The following is a 21,969-nucleotide window of genomic DNA, read 5'->3' on the forward strand; positions in this document are numbered from 1 at the left end:
TTTATGTATTCTCTGTCTTTTCAGATCGGTTTACTTTTTTCTAAAGAAAAGTGCTCTTCCGTACTCATAATTCATTCTTGCAATATTCAGAACAGAAATACCCTGCGGACATTCTACTTCGCAGGCTTCCGTATTGGAGCAGTGTCCGAAAAGCTCATGATCCATTTGTGCGACCATATTCAGTACACGGCCGCTTCTTTCCTCTTTACCCTGAGGGAGAAGGACCATATGCGTGATTTTCGCAGAAGTGAACAATGCTGCACTTCCGTTTTTGCAGGTCGCTACACAAGCCCCACATCCGATACACGCCGCAGAATCAAAAGCTTCTTCAGCGGTTTGATGGGTAACGGCAATTGCTGTGGCATCAGGAGCCTGACCCGTATTCACCGATACAAATCCACCCGAAGAAATAATTCTGTCAAAAGCAGAACGGTCTACTTTAAGGTCTTTTTTGACAGGAAAAGCTTCTGCGCGGAAAGGCTCTATTAAGATCGTTTCTCCATTTTTGAAAGACCGCAAATGAAGCTGGCAGGTCGTCGTGTTTTTTAGAGGTCCGTGAGCAATTCCGTTGATCATCATACCACACTGTCCACAGATTCCTTCGCGGCAGTCATGATCAAATTCTACAGGTTCGTCGCCTTCAGTAATGAGTTTTTCATTGAGAGTATCCAGCATTTCCAGGAAAGACATGTGCGGATTAAGGTCTTCCAGGTCATAGCTGACCAGTTTCCCTTCGCTTTTTCTGTCTTTCTGTCTCCATATCTTAAGATGTAAATCCATAATTTCTGTTTTTTATTTGTAGCTTCTTACGGTCGGCTGTATTTCTTCGAATATCAGGGGTTCTCTGATCAGTTCAGGCTCGTTGTTTTCACCTGTCCACGCCCATGCGGAGATGAATTGATACTCGGCATCATTCCTGAGTGCTTCTCCGTCCGGGGTTTGGAATTCTTCTCTGAAGTGGGCACCGCAGGATTCGTTTCGCGTTAAGGCGTCATAGCACATCAGTTCTCCGATCTCAAAATAATCGGCAACCCGCCCTGCTTTTTCCAGCTCGGTATTCATTTGGTTTCCCTGTCCGGAAACGCGTACGTCTCTGTAAAATTCCTGTTTTAATTTTCTGATTTCTTCAATGGCATATTTCAGACCTTCTTCGTTTCTGGCCAGTCCACAGTAATCGTATAAGAGTTTCCCTAAGGTTTTATGGAAATAATCAACGGTTTTGCTTCCTTTAATATTCATAAAACTTTTGATCTGCTCTTTTACGGCTTGTTCGGCGGTCGCAAATTCCGGTGCGTCCGGAGAAATTTTTCCCGTGTGTATCTCATCCGCCAAATAATTGGCGATCGTATAAGGTGCGATAAAATAGCCGTCTACAGAAGCCTGCAGAAGCGAATTGGCGCCAAGTCGGTTGGCTCCGTGATCGGCAAAATTAGCTTCTCCCAGTGCAAACAACCCCGGAACAGTAGTCATCAGCTCATAATCTACCCAAAGTCCGCCCATCGAAAAATGTGCAGAAGGAGAGATCATCATCGGTTCATTATAAGCATTGTATCCTGTGATTTTAAGATACATGTCGAATAAATTTCCATATTTCTCCTGTATCTTTTCTTTGCCCTGTTCTCTGATGGCTTTGGAGAAATCAAGATAGACGGCATTCTTCAGAGGACCTATCCCATAGCCCGCATCAATTCTTTCTTTGGCTCCACGGGATGAAATATCTCTTGGTGCCAGATTTCCAAAAGCAGGATATCTGCGTTCCAGGTAATAGTCTCTTTCATCTTCCGGAATATCATTGGGTAGTCTGGTGTCATCAGTTTTAGAAGGAACCCAGATTCTTCCGTCATTACGTAATGATTCAGACATCAAAGTTAGTTTAGACTGATAATCCCCCGACTGTGGTAATGAAGTGGGATGTACCTGAATCCAGCTTGGGGAAGCCATTAAAGCCCCTTTTTTGTGGGCTCTCCAGATAGCAGACCCATTGCATCCCATTGCTAAAGTAGAGAGATAATAGATCTTTCCGTAGCCTCCGGTTGCCAAAACAACAGCATGTGCCGCATGTCTTTCAATTTCTCCGGTATCTAAATTTCGAACGATAATCCCTCTTGCTTTACCGTCGATCATCACCAGGTCAAGCATTTCATGTCTTGAATAAAGTTGCACGGTACCTTTTCCAACCTGTCTCATGAGTGCCTGATAAGCACCTAAAAGCAGTTGCTGTCCGGTTTGTCCTCTTGCATAAAATGTCCGGCTCACCTGAACTCCTCCGAATGACCGGTTGTTGAGGTAGCCTCCATATTCACGTCCGAAAGGAACCCCTTGTGCGACGGCCTGGTCGATGAGATTTAAAGAGCATTCTGCCATACGGTAAACATTGGCCTCGCGTGCTCTGAAATCTCCACCTTTCAACGTATCTACAAACATTCTGTAAACGCTGTCACCGTCATTTTTATAATTTTTAGCGGCATTCACGCCTCCCTGTGCTGCTACAGAATGCGCTCTCCTTGGGCTGTCCTGAAAGCAGAATGATTTGACGTTGTAACCCATTTCGCCCAGCGAAGCTGCAATAGAGCTTCCTGCCAGTCCGGTTCCTACGACAATGACATCAAGCTTTTTACGGTTGGCAGGATTAACGAGCTTAGCTTTCTTTTTGTAATAGTCCCATTTCTGTTCTAGAGGACCCTGTGGTATTTTTGAATTTAAGATCATGACTTTTCTGTTTAATTGGCAGTAAAGAATATGTAAACCGGCATCAGGGCAAATCCTACACTGATAATTACTGAATAGACAATTCCGGCAGTTTTGAACCATTTCACAAACTTAGGATGATATAACCCCAACGTTCTGGCTGCACTGTGAATCCCGTGGATAAGATGATAGCATAAAGCGACCATTGAAAGCACATAAATAATCACGTACCACCATTCTTTAAAAACGGTTACTACAAGAATGTACAAATCCTTATTTCCATGAGCATCCAATGGAGGGCTTCCAAATTTGTATACATACCAGAAATTCTGAAAGTGAATCACCAGAAAGATCAGGATCAGCGTTCCCAGGATTCCCATGTTACGGGACTCCCATTTACTCGCTCTTCCGCGTCCTTCCGACTGATACTTACCTCCTGACTTTTTATTTTTCAAAGTAATAACCAGCCCGTCCAGGGCATGCAGGATAATACTTGCGTACAGCACATACGAAACCATTTTGATCAGTATATTTCCGGATAGAAAATGCGAATACGCATTAAACTGCAGATGTGCCTGTTCAGGGGGTAGAAACAGCTGGAGGTTTCCCAAGAAATGGATCAGCAGGAAGAAGCTCAGGAAGAGCCCCGTAAGACACATCAGCATTTTTCTTGACAAGGTTGACAGCATATTTTTTTTATTTAATGATTAATAATATCCTAAAACTTTCATCCATAGTCCTCCGACTACCATGTAGATGATCAGTAACACAATTCCGATTTCAAGACCCCGAAGCCACCAGGCTTTCAGTTCGACATAGCCGCTTCCGTAGAATACCGGAGCAGGACCATGCCCGTAATGGGTAAGCACCCCGTAAATTGAACCTAAGAAACCAAGCATCATCGCCAGTAACATCGGTGGAATTCCCAAAGATACACCTACACCCAGTAAAGCAGCATACATGGCCGCTACATGGGCTGTGGCACTTGCGAAAATATAATGACTGAAAAAATAAACCACAATAATGACCGGAAAGGCAACCTGCCAGCTTAATCCTCCAATTTTTACTTTAATCAGATCACTGAACCAGCCGATGAATCCAAGTTCGTTCAAAGAACTGGCCATCATTACGAGAACGGCAAACCATACGATCGTATCCCAGGCTCCTTTTTCCCCTTTGATGTCTTCCCAGGTCAGTACTGATGTAAGAAGTAACATGGTAAGTCCAATGAAAGCGGTTGTAGTGGCATCAATAGATAGCGCGCCTCCAAATATCCAAAGAGCCAGAAGAATAAAGAAAGCCAAAAGCATCAGCCACTCATTTCGGGAAATAGGTCCCATTTCTTTTAATTTCTGAGCTGCCATTTTGGGAGCATCTCCTGTTTTTTTCAATTCAGGCGGGTATAATTTGTATAAAACCAACGGTACTACAAAGAATGCTACCAATCCCGGAACAAAACCGGCTGCAGCCCATGACATCCACGTGATATTGATTCCCAGATTTGCTGCAAATTTCTGACACATCGGATTACTCGCTGTTCCGGTAAGAAACATAGAAGAAGCGATGAGGTTCATATAATAACTGTTCAGGGTAAGGAAAGATCCCAGTTTTCGGTGGGTTTCCGGTTTTTCAGGAACAGAATCAAAACTTATGGCCATAGATTTCATGATCGGGTAGATGATTCCGCCGCCTCTTGCGGTGTTGCTTGGAATCGCCGGAGCCAGACAGACATCCGCCAGCCCAAGTCCGTAGGCAAGTCCCAATGAACTTTTGCCGAAGATTCTGATGAATAAAAAGGCAATCCTGTTTCCTAATCCTGTTTTGATAAATCCTCTGGCAATAAAGAATGAAATCCCGATCAGCCAGATCACCTTATCTCCGAATCCGGAAAGTGCTTTTGTAATTGATTTTCCGGCATCTCCCGGAGCAGCTACCTGCGTAAGGGCAGTAAAGGCAATCGCCATCATACACATAGTGCCCATAGGAGCAGCTTTGAGAATGATTCCCAGAATGGTTGCCGCAAAAATAGCAAACAAATGCCAGGCATTTCCTGCAACACCTTCAGGAGCAGGAATAAACCATATAATCAGCGCAACGCCAAACGTTATCGCGATATTTCTGATATTAATTTCTTTCATGATCTATAAATATTTAAGCGGTTAAAATCTACTTTGTACCTGAACGATGAATAGATTATTATTGTATTGTGATGTGTTGTCTACCTGATGTTTGTAACGGTCAAACTGTACACCCAGCTGTATCCTTGCTCCGTAATTTTTCAGGAACTCCAGCCCGAACATGGGCGTAATGGTTTGTCTCGGATTAGAATTCATCCTGAAATTGGTATCAAGATATTCATAACGGCATGACAGTTCAAAGGCACTGAGGTTTTTATGGTTGATCTCATATCGTACATTCGGAAGGAAATAAGCTCCGCGGATCAGATATTGATCCGGATTGTCCGGTCTCAGCTCAGGATCCATCGTGTTGTACAATACATGATTGGTGGCCTGTTTGGCTTCCAGCTGCATATCAAGGCTCCATTTGGGGTCAAACTGGATCAGTGAGCTGAGGTCAATGCCTACGGCATATACTTTTTTACTTAAAACTTCTCCGATTCCTCCATTCAGGCCAACATTGAAATTATACTTTTTTGACAGACCGAAAACCATTCTCGTAGAATATTGTTTCCCGTTGTCGTTATCATTAATTTGATTTTTCCCGTTTCCATTAACGACAGAAACAGCGTACTGGAAAGGAATCTGACCCAACTGAAGCTGTCCTGTTGCGGAAAGCCCGATCTGGAAACTCGTCCAGCCCAGCTTTCCAAATTCCGTATATTGATTGGACCAGTCCAGAGACTTGATGATGTCGATAGGATAGGTCTCTTCAATACCGAACCAGGGTCTGAACTGTCCAACGGTAAAGGCAAGCTTGGGGTTGAATGTATACTTCAGATAAGCATTTTCAAGGACCCTGCTTTTGGGGTCGTTTTTAAAGTCGGCGAGATTGGCGAGTGCCACAACTTCTGTTCTTTTGCTGATCTGTGCCCGTACCTGAATTCTCATGTACTTGAGCATGAAATTATTGCTGGTTCCTGATCCGTCCGCATGATGCAGCCCGTTGACATCAACATCTTTGTTCATGCCAACGAGGTAACGTGCCTGAAAAAGGCCTTTGATCTGAAGCACCGGATATTTCACAGGGTCTTCCTCCGGTTTATTGGGGCGAAGTGAGTCCTGAATCTGCGCACTGGCGGCAAAACCGGCCAGCAAAGCACAAAAGATGAGGCTTCTCTTTTTGGATGAAAAAAAGGTCATAGTATTTGTGTTTATTTAATGAATGTATTATTTAAAGGCCCAAAAATGTAAACGCTGCTGATTCTTTAAAATCTTTATTGGCTTTTCCGTTGTATGTCTGATAATTACTCAGATCCAGCTTCATTACTTTAGCTTTTGGATTCAGGTCAAAATCTTTAAGATTGACCCAAAAGGTATTAGGGGTAAAAACAGTTTCGAAGTAATACACCAGATTTTTCTGATCAGAAACAGAACGCTATCTTGTGGACGAAATATTGGGCTCTGTATCTGAAGATATTCCGTAAGGAACAGAGCAGTTTCTGATCACACTGAATACACTTGCCACCGCAGTACGGGTATCACTGGTCTTTGGAATCGCATTAATATAATAAGAAGCTCTCACAAAGCGGTCTGCGGCACGGTTGGTTCCCGGAAGCATAATGGTTCCCGGAATTCCCTGCCAGTAATTATTTAAAGCCAGCTGCTCATCGAAAACAGGAGAGTTGGTCATTACTGTATATTTGGGATCGTGATGAATGACCAGTTTGCCATCAATATATTCAAAGACAGCATTGTCACCGGAGGCATCAGAAAGAGAAAGATGGACGGTAGTGAATTTTTCAGTTCCCGGAATATTGTCACTTACCACAACGAAAGGATCTTTTTTCATGTGATCTGCCGCTTCCTTTACCGTTGCAAAGTTATCCAGAAAATACTGGGCCCAGAGAGATATGGCCAGTCCTTTCTGTCTTCCTTTAGGATTAAATACAGGATATTTGGATTCACCGAGCCAAAGCATATTCGCTACAAGGCCTTTCTCATTCATTCCGTCAGAAGAAGTGATATCCCATGAGGAGCTGATGATACTTCCATATTTGGAAGTCCATTTGACAGACTCTGGCCCAACCTGGCCATTACGCTGAATCTCTCTGGGAAATACCCATAGATTAGCAGGGATTTCATCCTTCCAATCCATAGAACGTGCGGTAAGCACGGTATTATCGGTACCTTTGTAGACGACCCTTGTACAGGCTTCGTATACGCTTCCACTTCCTAAAGTAAGAATGAATGTGAGAATAATTAAAGGGAACTTTTTCATAGTCGTATTATTTGAATTTGAATGAAGATTTTATTGAAAATAATGCAAAAAATTCAGATATTTTTAATTGTATTCATTATTTGGTGATATAAATTTAATAAATTTTGTTTAATTAACATAATTATTTTAGGAGTTAATGTGAAATTTATGTAATGAATCATGATCGGAAAATTAAACTTGACCCGCCGTTAAATTTTTAGTATATTATTTGAGAAAAGCCTTTATTTATACGGAAAAAGCAAAGCCTTTTACTTTCAGATTCAGGGTGTTGTATTGCTTGAGCCTCTCATGTGACAGGGTTTTAAGGACTTTGAGTATTTGCTACCACAAAGTAATATGTCGTTAAAAAAATCGTTATATTTGATTGATCAAAGAAAAATATGAATTTTGTAGAGTGTCATGAAGAGCCCATCCACATTCCTGGGTATATACAAAGTTTTGGATATCTGATTGGCATTGACGCAGAATCGCACTCCATTACCTTTTTCAGCAGGAATATTGCGGATATATTTAGGATCGAAAATGCGGAGGAGCTTTTTGACAGAAACCTTGTGGACTTTCCTGAAATTTTTCAGTCCGTGATAGATTCTGATCTCTATACATCTCTGCGGGATTTTACGAAAAGAGAAAACGAAACCCATTTCGATAAAGTATTTATCAACGGAAAAGAATATCATTTTTCTGTTTTCAGAAGCGGAAAACATATTTTTCTGGAATTTGAAGCGGTGCTGGAAAACCCAAACAAACGGATTTCTAATAAATATGACAATTTTTATGTCATCGATAATGAGAAAGAGCTTTGGGAGCAGCTGTTGAGTACCCTTGCCAAAATCGTGAATTATGACCGGATGATGGTCTATAAGTTTATGATGGACGGCTCAGGAAAGGTGATTGCGGAAAGAAGAGATGAGAATATGGAAAGCTATCTTGGCCTTCATTATCCCGAATCTGATATTCCGAGACAGGCAAGAGTGCTTTATCTGAAAAAAAGGAAAAGAATATTCAGTGATGTACATGCAGACACCATTCCGATTATAAGCAGAACCGATGAGAATATTGATCTCACTTTTGTGGCTTCAAGAGGAATGTCACCTGTTCATGGGCAGTATATCAAAAACTCAGGAGCTTCTTCAAGCTTCAGTGTATCCATAATTATTGATGATCATTTGTGGGGATTGGTTACCTGTCAAAACTCGGAAGCTAAACATATTGATCTCGAAGACAGGGTACAGGCAGGAATCTTTACGGCTTTGGCTTCTAATGCCTATTCTTCATTTAAATCTAAAAATGAACTGAATTACCGTCTGGAGCTGAACGAAAAATCGGCACAGCTGAAATCGGAGTTTTTAAAGCATAATAATCTGTTTGACTCTCTGGCGGACAACAAGGGAAAGATCAGAAAACTGCCGGAAGCAGATGGTCTTGTTATTATTTCAGAAGGCCATACCGTCACGGTGGGAATCGTTCCTGAGCGGACCGTAATCGATAGAATTGCTCATTGGGCTCTTGAAAATACGGAAGAAAGCATCTATGTAAGCAGAACTTTCCTGAAAGACTACGGAAAGGAGCTGGGGCTGGATGAAAATGCAGCCGGAATAATTATTTATTTTATCGAGAGAAGTAAAAAAGAAATGCTGATCTGGTTTCGAAAAGAGTTTGATGAGCATATTAACTGGGCTGGAAATCCGGAAAGGAAAATTGGGGTTTTCGTTCAGAATGGACAAGAAAAACAGGCGATTTCACCAAGGACGTCATTTCATGTGTTTACAGAAAATATTAAAGGAAATTCAAAAAGATGGAATTCCAGAGATATCAGTTCGGTACAGGCAGTACGGGATGTTATTCTTGAGACTTCTCACAAGCAGTACAACGCAATCAAAGCACTGAACGACGAACTGAGACAGGTCAATGAGGAACTGGACAGTTTTTCCTATACCATTTCACACGATTTGGGGACACCTCTTACCGTAATGAAGCTGAACGCGCAGATGCTGCTTTCTAATTTTGAAAAAACAGAAAAAAATAAAAATAAGCTGACTTCCATTGTGGAGGAGATCGACAGTATGGCAGAAATGATGCATGATGTACTGCAGCTCAGCCGTGCCAAGCATAGCGAAATAGAGCTGGAACGGCAGCAGCCTTTCAATACAATCCGGAAGATTTCGGAGAATTCAAAGATCACTTTCGACAGCCCTAAAAGCGAAATTATTATTAAAGACTGCCCTGATGTTATGGCCGATAAAACGATGCTTCACCAGGTTTTCTTGAATATCATCAATAATGCGGTGAAATACTCTTCCCATCAGGATGAGCCGAAAGTGGAAATCTGGGGAACAGAAAGAGAAGAGAGTGTGGTATACAGGATCTCTGATAACGGAATAGGAATTCCTCAGGAGGAAAAGCATAAAATGTTCAAGATCTTTAACAGGATGGATAATGCCAAAAAGTTTAAAGGAAACGGAGTTGGTCTGTCCATTGTCCACAGAATAATGCAGAGAATAGGTGGAAATGTGGATTATGAGAGCAATAAAGACGGGACTTGTTTCATTTTAACGTTCAAAAAACCGTAAATTTGGGAAACTTTAAAAACCTTATTTATGGTATCAGAGTATCTTAAACAAAATACAGCGGAATATCACGATGCTGCGGAAAAACTTTTCAATTCTGAAAAAATTTTTAATAAGACCTTCACATTGGAAGATTACAAAAAGATCATCAATACCAATTATCTGATGCTTCTTCACAGTGAAGATAAAATATTCGGAAGCCTTTCTGACAAATATTCAGAAAAGCTTCAGCTCACCAACAGAGTAAAACTTCCTCTTATCGAGAAAGATCTTGAAAGTCTTTCTCTGGAAAATCAAACGGTTTCACACGACCTTCACTTTGACAATGAGCATGAGGCTCTGGGAGCAATGTACGTGATCGAAGGTTCTACTTTAGGTGGAAATGTGATCGCAAAACAGCTTTCTAAAACAGAAGGTTTTGATCAGGTGACTTTCAATTTCTTCGGGTGCTATCAGGAAAATACAGGACCGATGTGGAAGAACTTCAAAGAAGTTCTGGACACTGAAGTTACTGAAGAAAACTATAATGAAGTCCTGTCGGGAGCAAAAAAACTATATACGTTTTTACTGAACGTCAATTAATTTCACTGAACCTCAATTAAATTCCTGAAAAATTGCCCACATTTTCAGGAATTGTTAAATTTGGGCGTTTCAATTTTTAGACTAAACTAAAAAATAATTTAAAAAAAGTATACAATATGAAAGTAACTGTAGTAGGTGCAGGCGCTGTAGGAGCAAGCTGTGCGGAATACATCGCAATGAAAAACTTCTGTTCAGAAGTAGTTTTAGTAGACATTAAAGAAGGATTTGCTGAAGGTAAGGCAATGGATTTGATGCAGACAGCTTCGCTGAACGGATTCGATACAAAAATTACCGGAACAACAGGAGATTACAGCAAAACTGCAGGTTCTCACGTAGCAGTAATCACTTCAGGGATTCCAAGAAAACCTGGAATGACGAGAGAAGAGCTGATCGGTATCAACGCAGGAATTGTAAAAGATGTTACTGCCAACCTGGTAAAACATTCTCCGGAAGTGATCATCATCGTGGTTTCTAACCCGATGGATACGATGGCTTACCTGGTACACAAAACTTCAGGTCTTCCTAAGCACAAAATCATCGGAATGGGTGGTGCACTGGATTCTGCAAGATTTCAGTACAGACTGGCTGAGGCATTAGAAAGTCCAATTTCTGATGTTAACGGAATGGTGATTGCGGCTCACAGTGATACAGGTATGCTTCCATTATTGAGCAAAGCGACAAGAAACGGAGTTCCGGTAACAGAATTCCTTAGTGATGAGCAACAAAAATATGTTATTGAAGAAACTAAAGTAGGGGGAGCTACTCTTACAAAATTATTAGGAACTTCAGCTTGGTATGCACCGGGTGCAGCAGTTTCTGTCATGGTTCAGGCCATTGCCTGCGACCAGAAAAAAATGATCCCTTGTTCTTTAATGCTTGAAGGTGAATACGGACAAAATGATATCTGCCTGGGAGTTCCAGCAATCATCGGAGCAAACGGAGTAGAAAAAATCGTTAACGTAACACTTACTGCAGATGAGCAGTTGAAGTTTGCTGAAGCAGCGAATGCTGTAAGAGAGGTAAACGGAGATCTTAAGTTCTAATTAGATTCAACTCTATATATAGCTCAGCGCGGCCTTTGGCCGCGCTGAGTTTTTTTTATGTCTACATAAGATTATTGAAGATCATTTCAGGATCTCTGTAAACTGGAAAATTTTCCGAAACTTCATTTCTCTTATCCCACATATTTTCCGATAGATCAAAACTCTAAAACAATTTTCTCTTTGATCAAAAAACATGAGAAATAGATCAGGAAAAAGGGACTTCTTATCACTGTCTAGTGAAAATAGCTGTGTGAAATTTACATCTGCATCCTCCCAAAAAATGATACTAAGCTGGTTACTACTTTTGTTTAATTAAAAAAATTCTACGTAGAAATATCTTTAAAGGATGTTTTTTACTTTCGATTGTCGAATGAAAATAAATATTACATTACCAGTGTACAATTCAAATGATATAAAAAATAATACGACATACTTTGTCGCTGTGTGATTATATCTTTGGCAAGCAATACTTAACGCTACTTAAAAATACACCGGTACGTGATAAACTTCATGTTAAATCTCTGTAAGGAGACGTGTAGAGGCGTTAAAAAGTGTTAAATTTGCCGAGCTTATATAAAAACTAATATTAACTTAAAAAACGCAAATAGATGAAGAGATTCTATTTTGGTGCATTTTCTTTGTGCACGATCCTTTCCCTGTCCGGGCAGGAGGTATTATGGGAGAAATCTATAAAATCTTCTACGCAGGATTTTCTAAGCCAGGTGACCACCACCATCGATCAGCAGTATCTTATTTCCGGAAGCAGCATTCAAAGCGATAAGCTTCAGACGGGAGGTAATACCCAGAATAGGGGCTACGACCTGCATTTGATAAAATTGAATCAACAGGGTGAGAAAATTTTTGAAAAGTTTTTTGCCGGAAATAACCACGACTATTTATCAGCTACAGTTGCCACTCAGGATGGAAGCTTTTTAGTAGCATCGACTTCCTACTCCTCAAAAGGGCTAGGTAAAAAAGAAGATTCCAAAGGGGGGAGTGATCTCTGGTTGATAAAAATTAATGAATTTGGTGATGAATTGTGGCAGAAAACACTGGGAACTTCTGCAGATGAAGAAGCAAGAGCAGTCATTCAGACCACAGACCTTGGTTTTTTTGTCGCTGGAAATGTACAGAACTCAACTAAAGGCTTTGGTTCAAAGGATGTTTTGGTGGTAAAACTTGATAAAGACGGGAAAGTTCTTTCTGAAATAATTTTTGGTGGAAAAGGACTTGATGAGGTAGAAAAGATGATTCCTACCCGGGACGGAGGAGCGTTGTTAGGGATCTATTCCAGAAGTGGAATGGTACAAACTAAAATGTCCAATGTAAAAAGTACAGGCAGTTCCAATTCAGCTGACGCTCAATCTGTCAAATCTGTACAAAAGAATTCCGAAAACTATGGTGAAGGAGATTATTGGATTGTAAAACTTTCGAAGGAGGGTAAGATTGAATGGGAAAAGAACTACGGAGGAAAAGGCGATGACCACATCAGAACACTGGCTTTAACATCATCCGGGTTTTTGGTTGGCGGAGAATCCAGATCCGAAAGATCAGGGAATAAATCTGTAGGAATCGAAGAAGGAACGGATCTATGGGTGATTTCTTTAAACGAGAGAGGCGAAGAAATCTGGCAGAAATCCTACAATTTCGGAAACAGAGATATCCTGATGGGAATGAGCACCATTAATGAGAGTCAAGAATCAAGAATCAAGAACCAGGACCTCACCAAAGGGATTTTACTGGGTGGCTACACTCAGGCAGAAGGAAGAATTGAAGCCAATGATGAAAGTTTTTGGATGCTATACCTGGATCTGGACGGAAAAGAGCAGTGGAGAAAACACGTGAAAGGAGAATCTAAAAAACGGGAAGAAAGGCTTTCAGATATTAAACTCAATAGAGATGGTTCCATCATTTTAGCAGGTACGAGTGCTGATGAACTGGGAAAAGAGAACTGGAAAATCATAAAATTAGGCGATAAACAAATTGATCAGTTGATTGTAAAGCAAGACATCAAAATCTACCCGAATCCGGTATCAGATTATGCTTATGTAGAAATAGGCTATGATTTCAAAGAGGCTGATATTATAGTTTATGATATGGGCGGAAGACAACTTCAGATTGTCAAGACTAAGAATAAAGTCACAAAGATCAATACCCAGAATTTAATTCAGGGCGCTTATCTGGTGACGATCAAAACAGATACGAATAAATCGGCAAGTGCCAGGCTAATCAAAAAATAAACATTAAATAATGAAAAAGATATACATGTGCATCATAAGCCTGATGGGCTTTACGATGCAGGCGCAGCAGCAGCAGTTTCAGGGCGTTAATTATGGGGATACTCCCCATCCGGTTCCCTCATTAACTTCCTTTGCCACCTTTACCGATAATCCACCCGCGCTTGCTAAGGGGAAACCGGAGATCTCGGTTCCGCTCCTGAGCATTCCGGGATATGGAGGCTCTGGGATTGGGTTGCAGCTGAACTATGATCCAATCAATACAGGAGGTGTTGCAGGGGAAACCGGAGCAGGATGGCTGATGTCCAAAGGCGGTGTGATCTCAAGGAAAATTAATGGTATTGTAGATGAGTTATTTCAGTATGATGAAGAAAGATTTAACTTTGACGATGAATATTATTACAATCTGCCGGGCTTTTCCGGGAAATTTAAAATAACAAGAAATATCCAGCAAAATACGTTCACTATTATTGATCTTAATCCACTGAATCATGTTAAAATAGCATATACCAAACAAAACAATCCTAACCCGAAGACTTTACTTGTTGACTCTTTTACCATTACCGATGATCAGGGAAATACCTATCACTTTAATGACTACTCAATAGCAGTAGTTTATGACGGGTTTTATGAAAGTAAAGGATTATGGGGTACCGAATATAAATCGGCGTTTTATCTTACGAAGATCACCAACACCCACGGAGTGGAAACCGCCAGTTTTACTTATAAAAAAGAGACCAAGAAGAACGAGGATGATTGGCTGGTTTACATTAGCTGCCAGCTGGAGAAAATTAACACAGCCTCCGGAAATATAGAAATCGTTTATGATTATGATCAGGCATTGCAAAAAACAATGAATGATCCTTACAGCATCAAAAAACTGATTCTAAGTAATGCTTATGCCAAAACAGCAGAGTATACATTTGAATATTCTTATCCGTTTCCTTCAGGCTCTGTGGAGAGCAAAACAAAAATAAGACAGCTGAACAGGATAAAAAAAATGGATGGGCAGACGGTTGTTGAAGAAACATCATTTGTCTACCATCCTCTTACATCCTCTGGTGTTTCGACCGGATCAGCCTGCGATGGGAGCCAGGTACAGAACCCATTAGGTGTTCTGAGTAAAATTATCTATCCTACAAAAGGAGTTACAGAATTTATTTATGAAGGAGGGGAGGTATATAAAGATAAAAGTTCAGCAGAGTTTCTGGAATCTTTAAATACTGATTATAGAGATGGTTGTGCTCAGTCTATCGCGAAATCTCCACCGTTAAACTTTGATACCAGACAGGCAGTAACCTATACTTTTACCGTTTCAGGAGATCCGGCCAGAAAACGTACGTTTTGGCTTAATTTCAATGCATCCCGATATCATTATACAGAGCCGAGACCTATTGATCCGAATACAGGGTTTCCTACTCCAAGGCCGCCTCTTCAGCCTAATCAAAGATTATCCTATACACTGCAAAGAGGGAGCGAAGTCCTTGTAGATAATGAGCGAACGGATAAATTACAGTTTTATAATTATCCGGGCCAGTATACCATTACCGTTAATATCCCTTACGTGGAGGGTTCCGGTACATTTATCCTCTCAGAACTTGTCACTAAACCCGGCCCATACAGAAATGCTACAGGTGGTTCCCCATACAGAATAAAATCTGTCAAACGATATGCTGATGCCGGAAGCAGCACTCCTGTTCATTCCGTAACCTATGCTTATGACAGTTTTTCCTTGCCCAACAGCTCCAGTGGGTATCATACTTATGATGGTGTAATGTATAAAAATGTAAAGGTCACGGAAGATACAGCAAAGGGCTATACCCAATATGAGTTTAAACTTTCGGATAGCTACCCCTCATATCCTTATGTGAAAGATGGAATCGATGGAACCTTCAGACCTTACTATAATCTGGTGAGATCGGGGATCCTGGAGAAAAAGGAAGTCTACAGTGAAAGCGGCAAACTGTTGTCAAGAGATAATTTTGAATATACATTAGCATTGGAAAACGATGTGGATTATCCTATAAGTGGAAATAATTATTCCAAAGCAGCTTATTTCAGCCAGACGAAAAACAGTTCGGTAGTTTATCCTTCCGGTTCTGCATCTTCTTTTCTGGCATCATCCAGCGAAACCAATGTGAGGGCAGATAATTTTAAACCTTCCTCTTCCAAAAGTGTTTCAGCGGATGGAACCACGACCGAAAGTTTCTACCAGTATGCCCAGGATAAAAATCACACCAAACTGTTAGCGGCTAATATGACAGGAATACCGTTGGAATCGGAGGTAAAGGAAAACGGAAAAACGATCGGAAAGTCAGAAACCAGATTCGATCACGCAACGAATTTGTATCCTACCTCTGAGATCAGTTATAACAGACAGACCCAAAGTCCTGTTACTACGTCTACATTCGATGTCTATGACAACAAAGGAAATCTGGTTCAGGCCACAGGAAAAAATGGAATTCCAAGCACAACGATCTGGGGATATCATCAGACCATGCCTATTGCAGTGATCAGTGGAGCCTCCTATTCTCAGGTGGCCTCCCTTGCCAGTGTAACGGCTGCTGTAGCGGCCTCGAATGCAGATTGTGACAATCCTGCTAACGAACCGGCGTTGTTACAGGCACTCGAGACCTTAAGAAAAGATCCGGCACTGAAAGATTACGGGGTAACCGCATCCACCTATGACCCTTTAATCGGAGTAACGAACTCCATATCAGGGAACGGGATCAGAACGGTGAATGTGTATGACAGCGTAGGAAGACTGATCAAAGTAACGGATGCGGAAGGAAAGACCCTGCAGGAGAACCAGTACAATTATAAACACTAGGGAATGATGAATGAAGAATTAAAAATGAAGAGTAAAAACGTATTGAAAGATAAAAGTTTTACTTTCAGTATTCATATTGTGGAGCAATACAGGAGGCTGACAGAATCTAAGGAGTTTGTGATGTCTAAACAGTTACTTCGCAGCGGAACAGCAATAGGAGCGCTGATCAGAGAAGCAGAGTTTGGCCAGAGCAGGGCCGATTTTATTAATAAACTGTCCATAGCGCTTAAGGAGGCTAACGAAAGCTGTTACTGGCTGGAACTTTTACATCGTACGCACTACATCGGTGATGAATACTTTGAACGATTGGCTGCATACATCAATGAACTCATCAGTATGCTGGTAGCAAGTATTAAAACCTCAAAATTAGCTTTAAACAAATGAAAAAAATAATAACATCCCCTCGATTTTCTATATTGAAAAGGAAAGAGACGAAAAAATATTTTTCACTTTTCACTCTTCTCTTTTCACTCACCTTTTCCGCGCAAACCAGTCTCAGCACCACTGAGAACTACGTGTATACCAAAAACTGTCTGGATGCCGATTGTATTAAAAAATCAGAATCCGTTCAGTATTTTGACGGGCTGGGAAGGCCAATTCAGTCTGTTGCCATCAAAGCTACCCCATTGGGGAGCGATGTTGTGGTTCCTATAGAATATGATGCGCAGGGAAGACAGACTAAAAGTTACCTTCCGGTTCCTCAGACAGGCACAGCCAATGGAGCAATCTACAGCAATCCATTGGGGAACGCCTCTTCTGCAGGATATGGAAGTGAAAAAATATACTCCGAAAAAGTCTACGATCATATTTTCCCTGGAAGAGTAAGCCAGATGCTTCCGGCAGGAACCACCTGGTCCCAGAAACCCATGAATATGGGGTATGGCACCAATGTGAATGGTGAAGTAAAAAAATATGTGTTAACCACCAGCTGGACAGAAGGCAGAACGGAGTCGGGAATTTCTCTGGTAGCTTTCTTTGCCGCGAATCAGCTGGTAAAAACTTCCGTTACCGATCCGGATGGCAATACAACCACCCAATTCCAGAATAGTAAGGGAGAAACTATTCTTGTTAGAAAGAATGATGGACAGCGCGATGTAGATACCTACTACCTTTACAATGAATATGGCCAGCTGGCTTATGTTATTCCTCCGCTGGCGGTAGCAGATACCGCTCCGGATCAGGCATTGCTGGATAAATTGTGTTATCAGTACCGCTATGACGGATTAGGAAGACAGGTGGAGAAAAAAGTCCCGGGAAAAGGATGGGAATGGATGATCTATGACAAACAGGATCGTATCGTCGGTACCCAGGATGCTGTGATGAGAGCCAAGGGACAATGGCTGTATACCAAATATGATCAATTCGGAAGAGTTGCATTTACAGGGATCAGTACAGGAGGAGAAAGAGCATCGGAACAGTCTTATGCTGAAAATTTCGGAAGCAATAATGTCTCCAGAACCCCTAATGTTTTCTTTAACCGGGAAGGAATGGATGTCTACTATGACCCCAATAGCACTTACCCTACCGTTGGCTGGGTAAAAATTCTGTCGGTCAACTATTATGATACCTATCCGGCTTACAGTTTTAACCCTCCTTTTCCCTCTACAATCTTTGGAAAAGCGATCATGACCGATGCACAGAATGCATCCGTGAATACCCAGGCTATGCCTACGCTGAGTCTTGTAAAAAATATTGAGGATGATAACTGGACCAAAAGCTATATCTACTATGATAATAAAGGAAGAAATGTAGGTTCTTATACCATTAATCATCTGGGAGGATATACCAGAACTGAAACAGAACTTGATTTTACAGGAGTAGCCCAACAGACCAAGTTGTATCACAAAAGGCTCAGTACTGATACAGAAAAGATGATTTCCCAGAGTTTTGAGTATGACGGCCAAAACAGAGTGAAGAAACAGCGCCATCAGGTAGACAGCGGTCCCGTAGAACTGCTTGCGGAAAATACCTACAATGAGCTGTCACAGCTTTCCAATAAGAAAGTAGCGGGGGGACTGGAAAGCATCGATTATCAGTATGACATCCGGGGAGCACTTACCAGGGTCAATGATCCGGCAGCTTTAGGCACTAAGCTTTTCGGTTATGCCCTGAAATACCAAACCCCTGAATATGCTAATGTTGCACCCGGGAAAAGCAATGGTAATATTTCAGAAATAGACTGGAAGTCTGCTTCAGATGGTATTTTGAAAAGATATTCTTACGTCTATGATCCGTTGAACCGGCTGAAAGATGCCATTTATGCAGAACCGGGATCAACGATTCCCCATAACAATACCTATAATGAACATGCTACCTATGACCTGAACGGGAACATCAAGACCCTGCAGAGAAATGCCTTTCCGGTTACAGGAAATACAGCGACTATGGTCGATAACCTGGTATACCAGTATACAGGGAACCAACTGGATAAAGTCATTGAAAACTCAATGAATGATACAGGATATGAAGGCGGGAACAATACCATAGATTATGATTTGAATGGAAGTATGATCAATATGAAGGACAAAGGAATACAGACCATTAATTATAATATTCTGGATCTGCCCAACACCTATGATATTGTACAGACCACATTGGGAAGTACAGTACGTTCTACTCTTGGATACCTTTACCGTGCTGACGGCACCAAGCTGAGAAAGACCGTTACAGGTAAAAGGGATGGTAAAGGTACTTCTATGACTACCCGAATGACAGACTATCTGGATGGTTTCCAGTATAGCTATACCGATAGAGGAAGCCTGGAGCCTTGCCTGACATGCAAAACGGAAAGGGCTTTTGAAGAGCAGGCCTACAAAGGGATTGTATTTCCCGGAACAGAAACCCCTGAATGGAAGCTTGATTTTGTTCCCACGGCAGAAGGCTTTTACAGTTTCACAGAAAACCGTTATATTTACCAGTATGGAGACCATCTTGGCAATGTCAGGGTAAGCTTTGCCAAAAACAGCGCAGGCGCTCTTGAAATTTTAGATACCAACAACTATTATCCTTTCGGATTAAACCATACCGGAGGAAACGGCTTGAACAGCTCAGGTTTCGGCAGTTGGTATAGCTATAAGTACAATGGTAAGGAACTTCAGGAAACAGGAATGTATGATTATGGAGCAAGGTTCTATATGCCGGATCTGGGAAGATGGGGCGTAATCGATCCATTAGCAGAAAAGATGAGAAGACATTCTCCTTATAATTATGCCTTCAATAATCCTATAGGTTTTACAGATCCCGATGGGATGGCCCCTCAAATTCAGCTTACCTCAGCTAGTGACAACAGTGGGATGTATACTCCAGGCTGGACCAACCCCAATTGGTTAGGCAGAGGAGTTTATGACAGCACCAGCTATGATGGGATTATGGGTCCTACACTTGGTGGTGGCGGAACTGTTAAAAGGACTAAGGATGGGACTGTTTACATGGGAAGTGCAGCAGCAGATGCTTTTAGGGCTCTTAACAATCCTAAGTTTCAATTTCCCAAAGGGAAGGAAGAATATTACAAGAAGAATTATCCTGCATTTTATAATTTGGTAACAACTATTTTACCTAAAATGACTCAAAATAAAGAATTTATGGAAGCATTAAGTATTGCAAGTGGTTTTTCTCCTGGTGAACTAAGTGATATATTTCAGTACGGAAAAGGAGCGATTCTTCACGCTGATAAATTAGCTTATGGTGATGCTCAATATGATTTTGCAGAAACCAAGGATAAAATGGACATAAATAAAATTTCAATAGATAAGACTGTATTAAACTGGTATGAAACAGCTAATTTAGATACTAATAGTTTAGAAGGTGTTACAAACATCTTTTGGATGGTAATGTTAGCTGGACATGAGACAAGCCATTGGGGAGATCATACAAAAAGAAATATAAGATTTATAGATACACCTATAGCTCAGGAATTTAATAATGAAGTAGGAGTTTTTTTTGAATTTAGAGCGATGAGATCGACCTTTCCAAACACAAAAGTAAAAACATCATTATATATGGGGAATCATGGTACTAAAATTTCAGAAATATTTAAAGTTTTTGTTGAAAAAAACTTTAAAACATTATCAAATATAATTTCCAAATAATTATTTCATGAAAACAGATTTATTAAAAATTATGAAATCAAGTTTACTATTAATTTTAAGTTGTTTATTTCTTTCTTGCTCCACTCGATTCACAGAAAAGCAGATTCGAAATGAAAAATTCATTAATGAATTTTGTAGTAATGAAAAAGTTATACATAATTTAAAGAAATATTCTGGACATCAAATATTAATATATGATGATCACCACTTAATAACTCAATCTGTAAAAACGTTTAACAACGATTCTACGGAAATTCGTATTCAGACTGTCCTTCCCAAAAATGAATTTTATTTTAAAATAAATAAATTTATACTTAATAGTGATTTAGCGTTTGTAGTATTGGAAACCAATGATAACACAAGGGGAGTTGTTTTCTACTTATTGAAAGATGAGCAAGATCAACAATGGTATGTTATGAATATTGAACATAAAAATGCAAAATAAAATTTAGTTTTTATTAACTTTTCTAATCCTGAAATGGCAATATACAAAACAATACAGAGCTTCTAAATTAGACATTGATCATTATTATCGGGTTAAAGCATATTGGAGGCAACGGATTGAACAGTTCCGGTTTTAGAAGCTGGCAGAGCTATAATTATAACGGTAAGGAACTACAGGAAACAGGAATGTATGATTATGGGGTAAGGTTCTATATGCCGGATCTGGGAAGATGGGGTGTGATAGATCCATTAGCAGAACAGATGAGAAGACATTCTCCGTATAGTAAGTTAAATAATTAATTCGAGTTCGTGTTAATATAAATCAAGCTGATATTGAGGTTTTGGAACACTATAATAATCCTCTTTAAATAGTATTTTGGAGTACTGAAAACTTAGTGCTCCAATTTTTTACTTAATAAAAACTTAATATTATTCTCAGTTTTTAGTTTGATTATCTCATGTCAACCAAAAAAAGACCATAATGATGAATAATAAAATTGAATTCCCAGAAGATTATACTTCTTATATGAATAATTTACGAGATCACGAAATATATTCTGAGAACGGATACGTTGAACTATTTCCTGTAAGTGAATTGAACCAAATTAATACTGAATATGAAACCGAGCAGTACGTTCCAAACTTTGTAGCTGTTGGAACAAATGGTGCTGGCGTCGGAATATTAATAAATAAAGAGAATAAGCAATTTTATTCTATTCCATTTGTTGGAATGGACGAAAGTGATGCTGTATTATTAGCAAATTCTTTTTCCGAATTTATTTATAAGTTTGAAAATGAAGGACTGGAGATATATTAAATTAAATTTTTTGGTAATACATTTATAAATTAATTGAACCTGAAGTAGCAGGAGGAATAGGAGACAAAACAGAAATAGATAATTCTTTTTTCCACTGTTAATAAAAAATCTAAATTATGAATTTGATGGATGGTTTGGAGATGACATTCTTGAATCCTTTCCGTGCTATATAGTAATCGAACAATTAAGAAAAGGAATAGAATCGGAATATCTAACAGGAATTAGCTTTGACGAGGTGGAATTGATACCTTTTTTAGGACAAAAAGTTTATACTT

The 21,969-nt window shown here is 40.2% G+C and carries 14 protein-coding genes and 2 pseudogenes; 10 read left to right on the forward strand and 6 right to left on the reverse strand.

The window, feature by feature from the left end:
• Positions 1–30: 30 nt before the first annotated feature.
• The 6 genes and pseudogenes from IW16_RS14140 to IW16_RS14165 form a co-directional block, all read right to left on the reverse strand.
• Positions 31–780, reverse strand: coding sequence for a succinate dehydrogenase/fumarate reductase iron-sulfur subunit (locus IW16_RS14140; protein ID WP_034745417.1), 750 nt, complete (start codon positions 778–780; stop codon positions 31–33).
• A 12-nt stretch (positions 781–792) separates the two neighbouring features.
• The gene (locus IW16_RS14145; RefSeq protein WP_034745419.1) at positions 793–2,709 is read right to left on the reverse strand and encodes a fumarate reductase/succinate dehydrogenase flavoprotein subunit; all 1,917 of its coding nucleotides are present in this window, start codon (positions 2,707–2,709) and stop codon (positions 793–795) included.
• An 11-nt stretch (positions 2,710–2,720) separates the two neighbouring features.
• On the reverse strand, positions 2,721–3,377 hold the full coding sequence (locus IW16_RS14150) for a succinate dehydrogenase cytochrome b subunit (protein WP_034745421.1): 657 nt from the start codon (positions 3,375–3,377) through the stop codon (positions 2,721–2,723).
• 18 nt (positions 3,378–3,395) lie between these two features.
• Positions 3,396–4,826: an anion permease gene (locus IW16_RS14155; RefSeq protein WP_034745423.1), complete on the reverse strand. Its 1,431-nt coding sequence runs from the start codon at positions 4,824–4,826 to the stop codon at positions 3,396–3,398.
• A 21-nt stretch (positions 4,827–4,847) separates the two neighbouring features.
• Entirely contained in the window at positions 4,848–6,008 is a 1,161-nt protein-coding gene (locus tag IW16_RS14160) for a porin (RefSeq protein WP_034745425.1), read from the reverse strand.
• A gap of 31 nt (positions 6,009–6,039) precedes the next feature.
• Positions 6,040–7,086 (reverse strand): annotated as a pseudogene (locus tag IW16_RS14165) (linear amide C-N hydrolase).
• Between the two features lie 380 nt (positions 7,087–7,466).
• Between IW16_RS14165 and IW16_RS14170 the strand changes: the two are divergent.
• The 10 genes and pseudogenes from IW16_RS14170 (at position 7,467) to IW16_RS14215 (ending at position 21,694) form a co-directional block, all read left to right on the forward strand.
• Complete coding sequence (locus tag IW16_RS14170) at positions 7,467–9,656, forward strand: ATP-binding protein (RefSeq protein WP_034745427.1); 2,190 nt, start codon at positions 7,467–7,469, stop codon at positions 9,654–9,656.
• A 27-nt stretch (positions 9,657–9,683) separates the two neighbouring features.
• Entirely contained in the window at positions 9,684–10,235 is a 552-nt protein-coding gene (locus IW16_RS14175) for a biliverdin-producing heme oxygenase (protein WP_034745429.1), read from the forward strand.
• A gap of 116 nt (positions 10,236–10,351) precedes the next feature.
• Positions 10,352–11,278 (forward strand): malate dehydrogenase, encoded by a 927-nt coding sequence (locus IW16_RS14180; RefSeq protein WP_034745431.1) that lies wholly within the window; start codon positions 10,352–10,354, stop codon positions 11,276–11,278.
• Positions 11,279–11,886: 608 nt separating this feature from the next.
• Positions 11,887–13,518: a T9SS type A sorting domain-containing protein gene (locus IW16_RS14185; RefSeq protein ID WP_034745433.1), complete on the forward strand. Its 1,632-nt coding sequence runs from the start codon at positions 11,887–11,889 to the stop codon at positions 13,516–13,518.
• Between the two features lie 10 nt (positions 13,519–13,528).
• Positions 13,529–16,345 carry a hypothetical protein gene (locus IW16_RS14190; RefSeq protein WP_131327897.1) on the forward strand — a complete coding sequence of 939 codons (2,817 nt, stop codon included), beginning with the start codon at positions 13,529–13,531 and terminating at the stop codon, positions 16,343–16,345.
• Between the two features lie 3 nt (positions 16,346–16,348).
• Entirely contained in the window at positions 16,349–16,729 is a 381-nt protein-coding gene (locus IW16_RS14195; protein ID WP_223878239.1) for a four helix bundle protein, read from the forward strand.
• Positions 16,726–20,433, forward strand: a complete 3,708-nt coding sequence (locus IW16_RS14200) for a DUF6443 domain-containing protein (RefSeq protein ID WP_165571982.1) — start codon at positions 16,726–16,728, stop codon at positions 20,431–20,433. Before IW16_RS14195 ends, IW16_RS14200 begins: the two co-directional genes overlap by 4 nt.
• 7 nt (positions 20,434–20,440) lie before the next feature.
• On the forward strand, positions 20,441–20,878 hold the full coding sequence (locus tag IW16_RS14205) for a hypothetical protein (protein WP_034745439.1): 438 nt from the start codon (positions 20,441–20,443) through the stop codon (positions 20,876–20,878).
• 89 nt (positions 20,879–20,967) lie between these two features.
• Positions 20,968–21,162 (forward strand): annotated as a pseudogene (locus IW16_RS26315) (RHS repeat-associated core domain-containing protein); the annotation flags it as partial.
• Positions 21,163–21,358: 196 nt separating this feature from the next.
• Entirely contained in the window at positions 21,359–21,694 is a 336-nt protein-coding gene (locus tag IW16_RS14215; protein ID WP_034745443.1) for an SMI1/KNR4 family protein, read from the forward strand.
• Positions 21,695–21,969: the final 275 nt, after the last annotated feature.

The organism is Chryseobacterium vrystaatense (assembly GCF_000737765.1).
Taxonomy (GTDB): Bacteria; Bacteroidota; Bacteroidia; order Flavobacteriales; family Weeksellaceae; genus Chryseobacterium; species Chryseobacterium vrystaatense.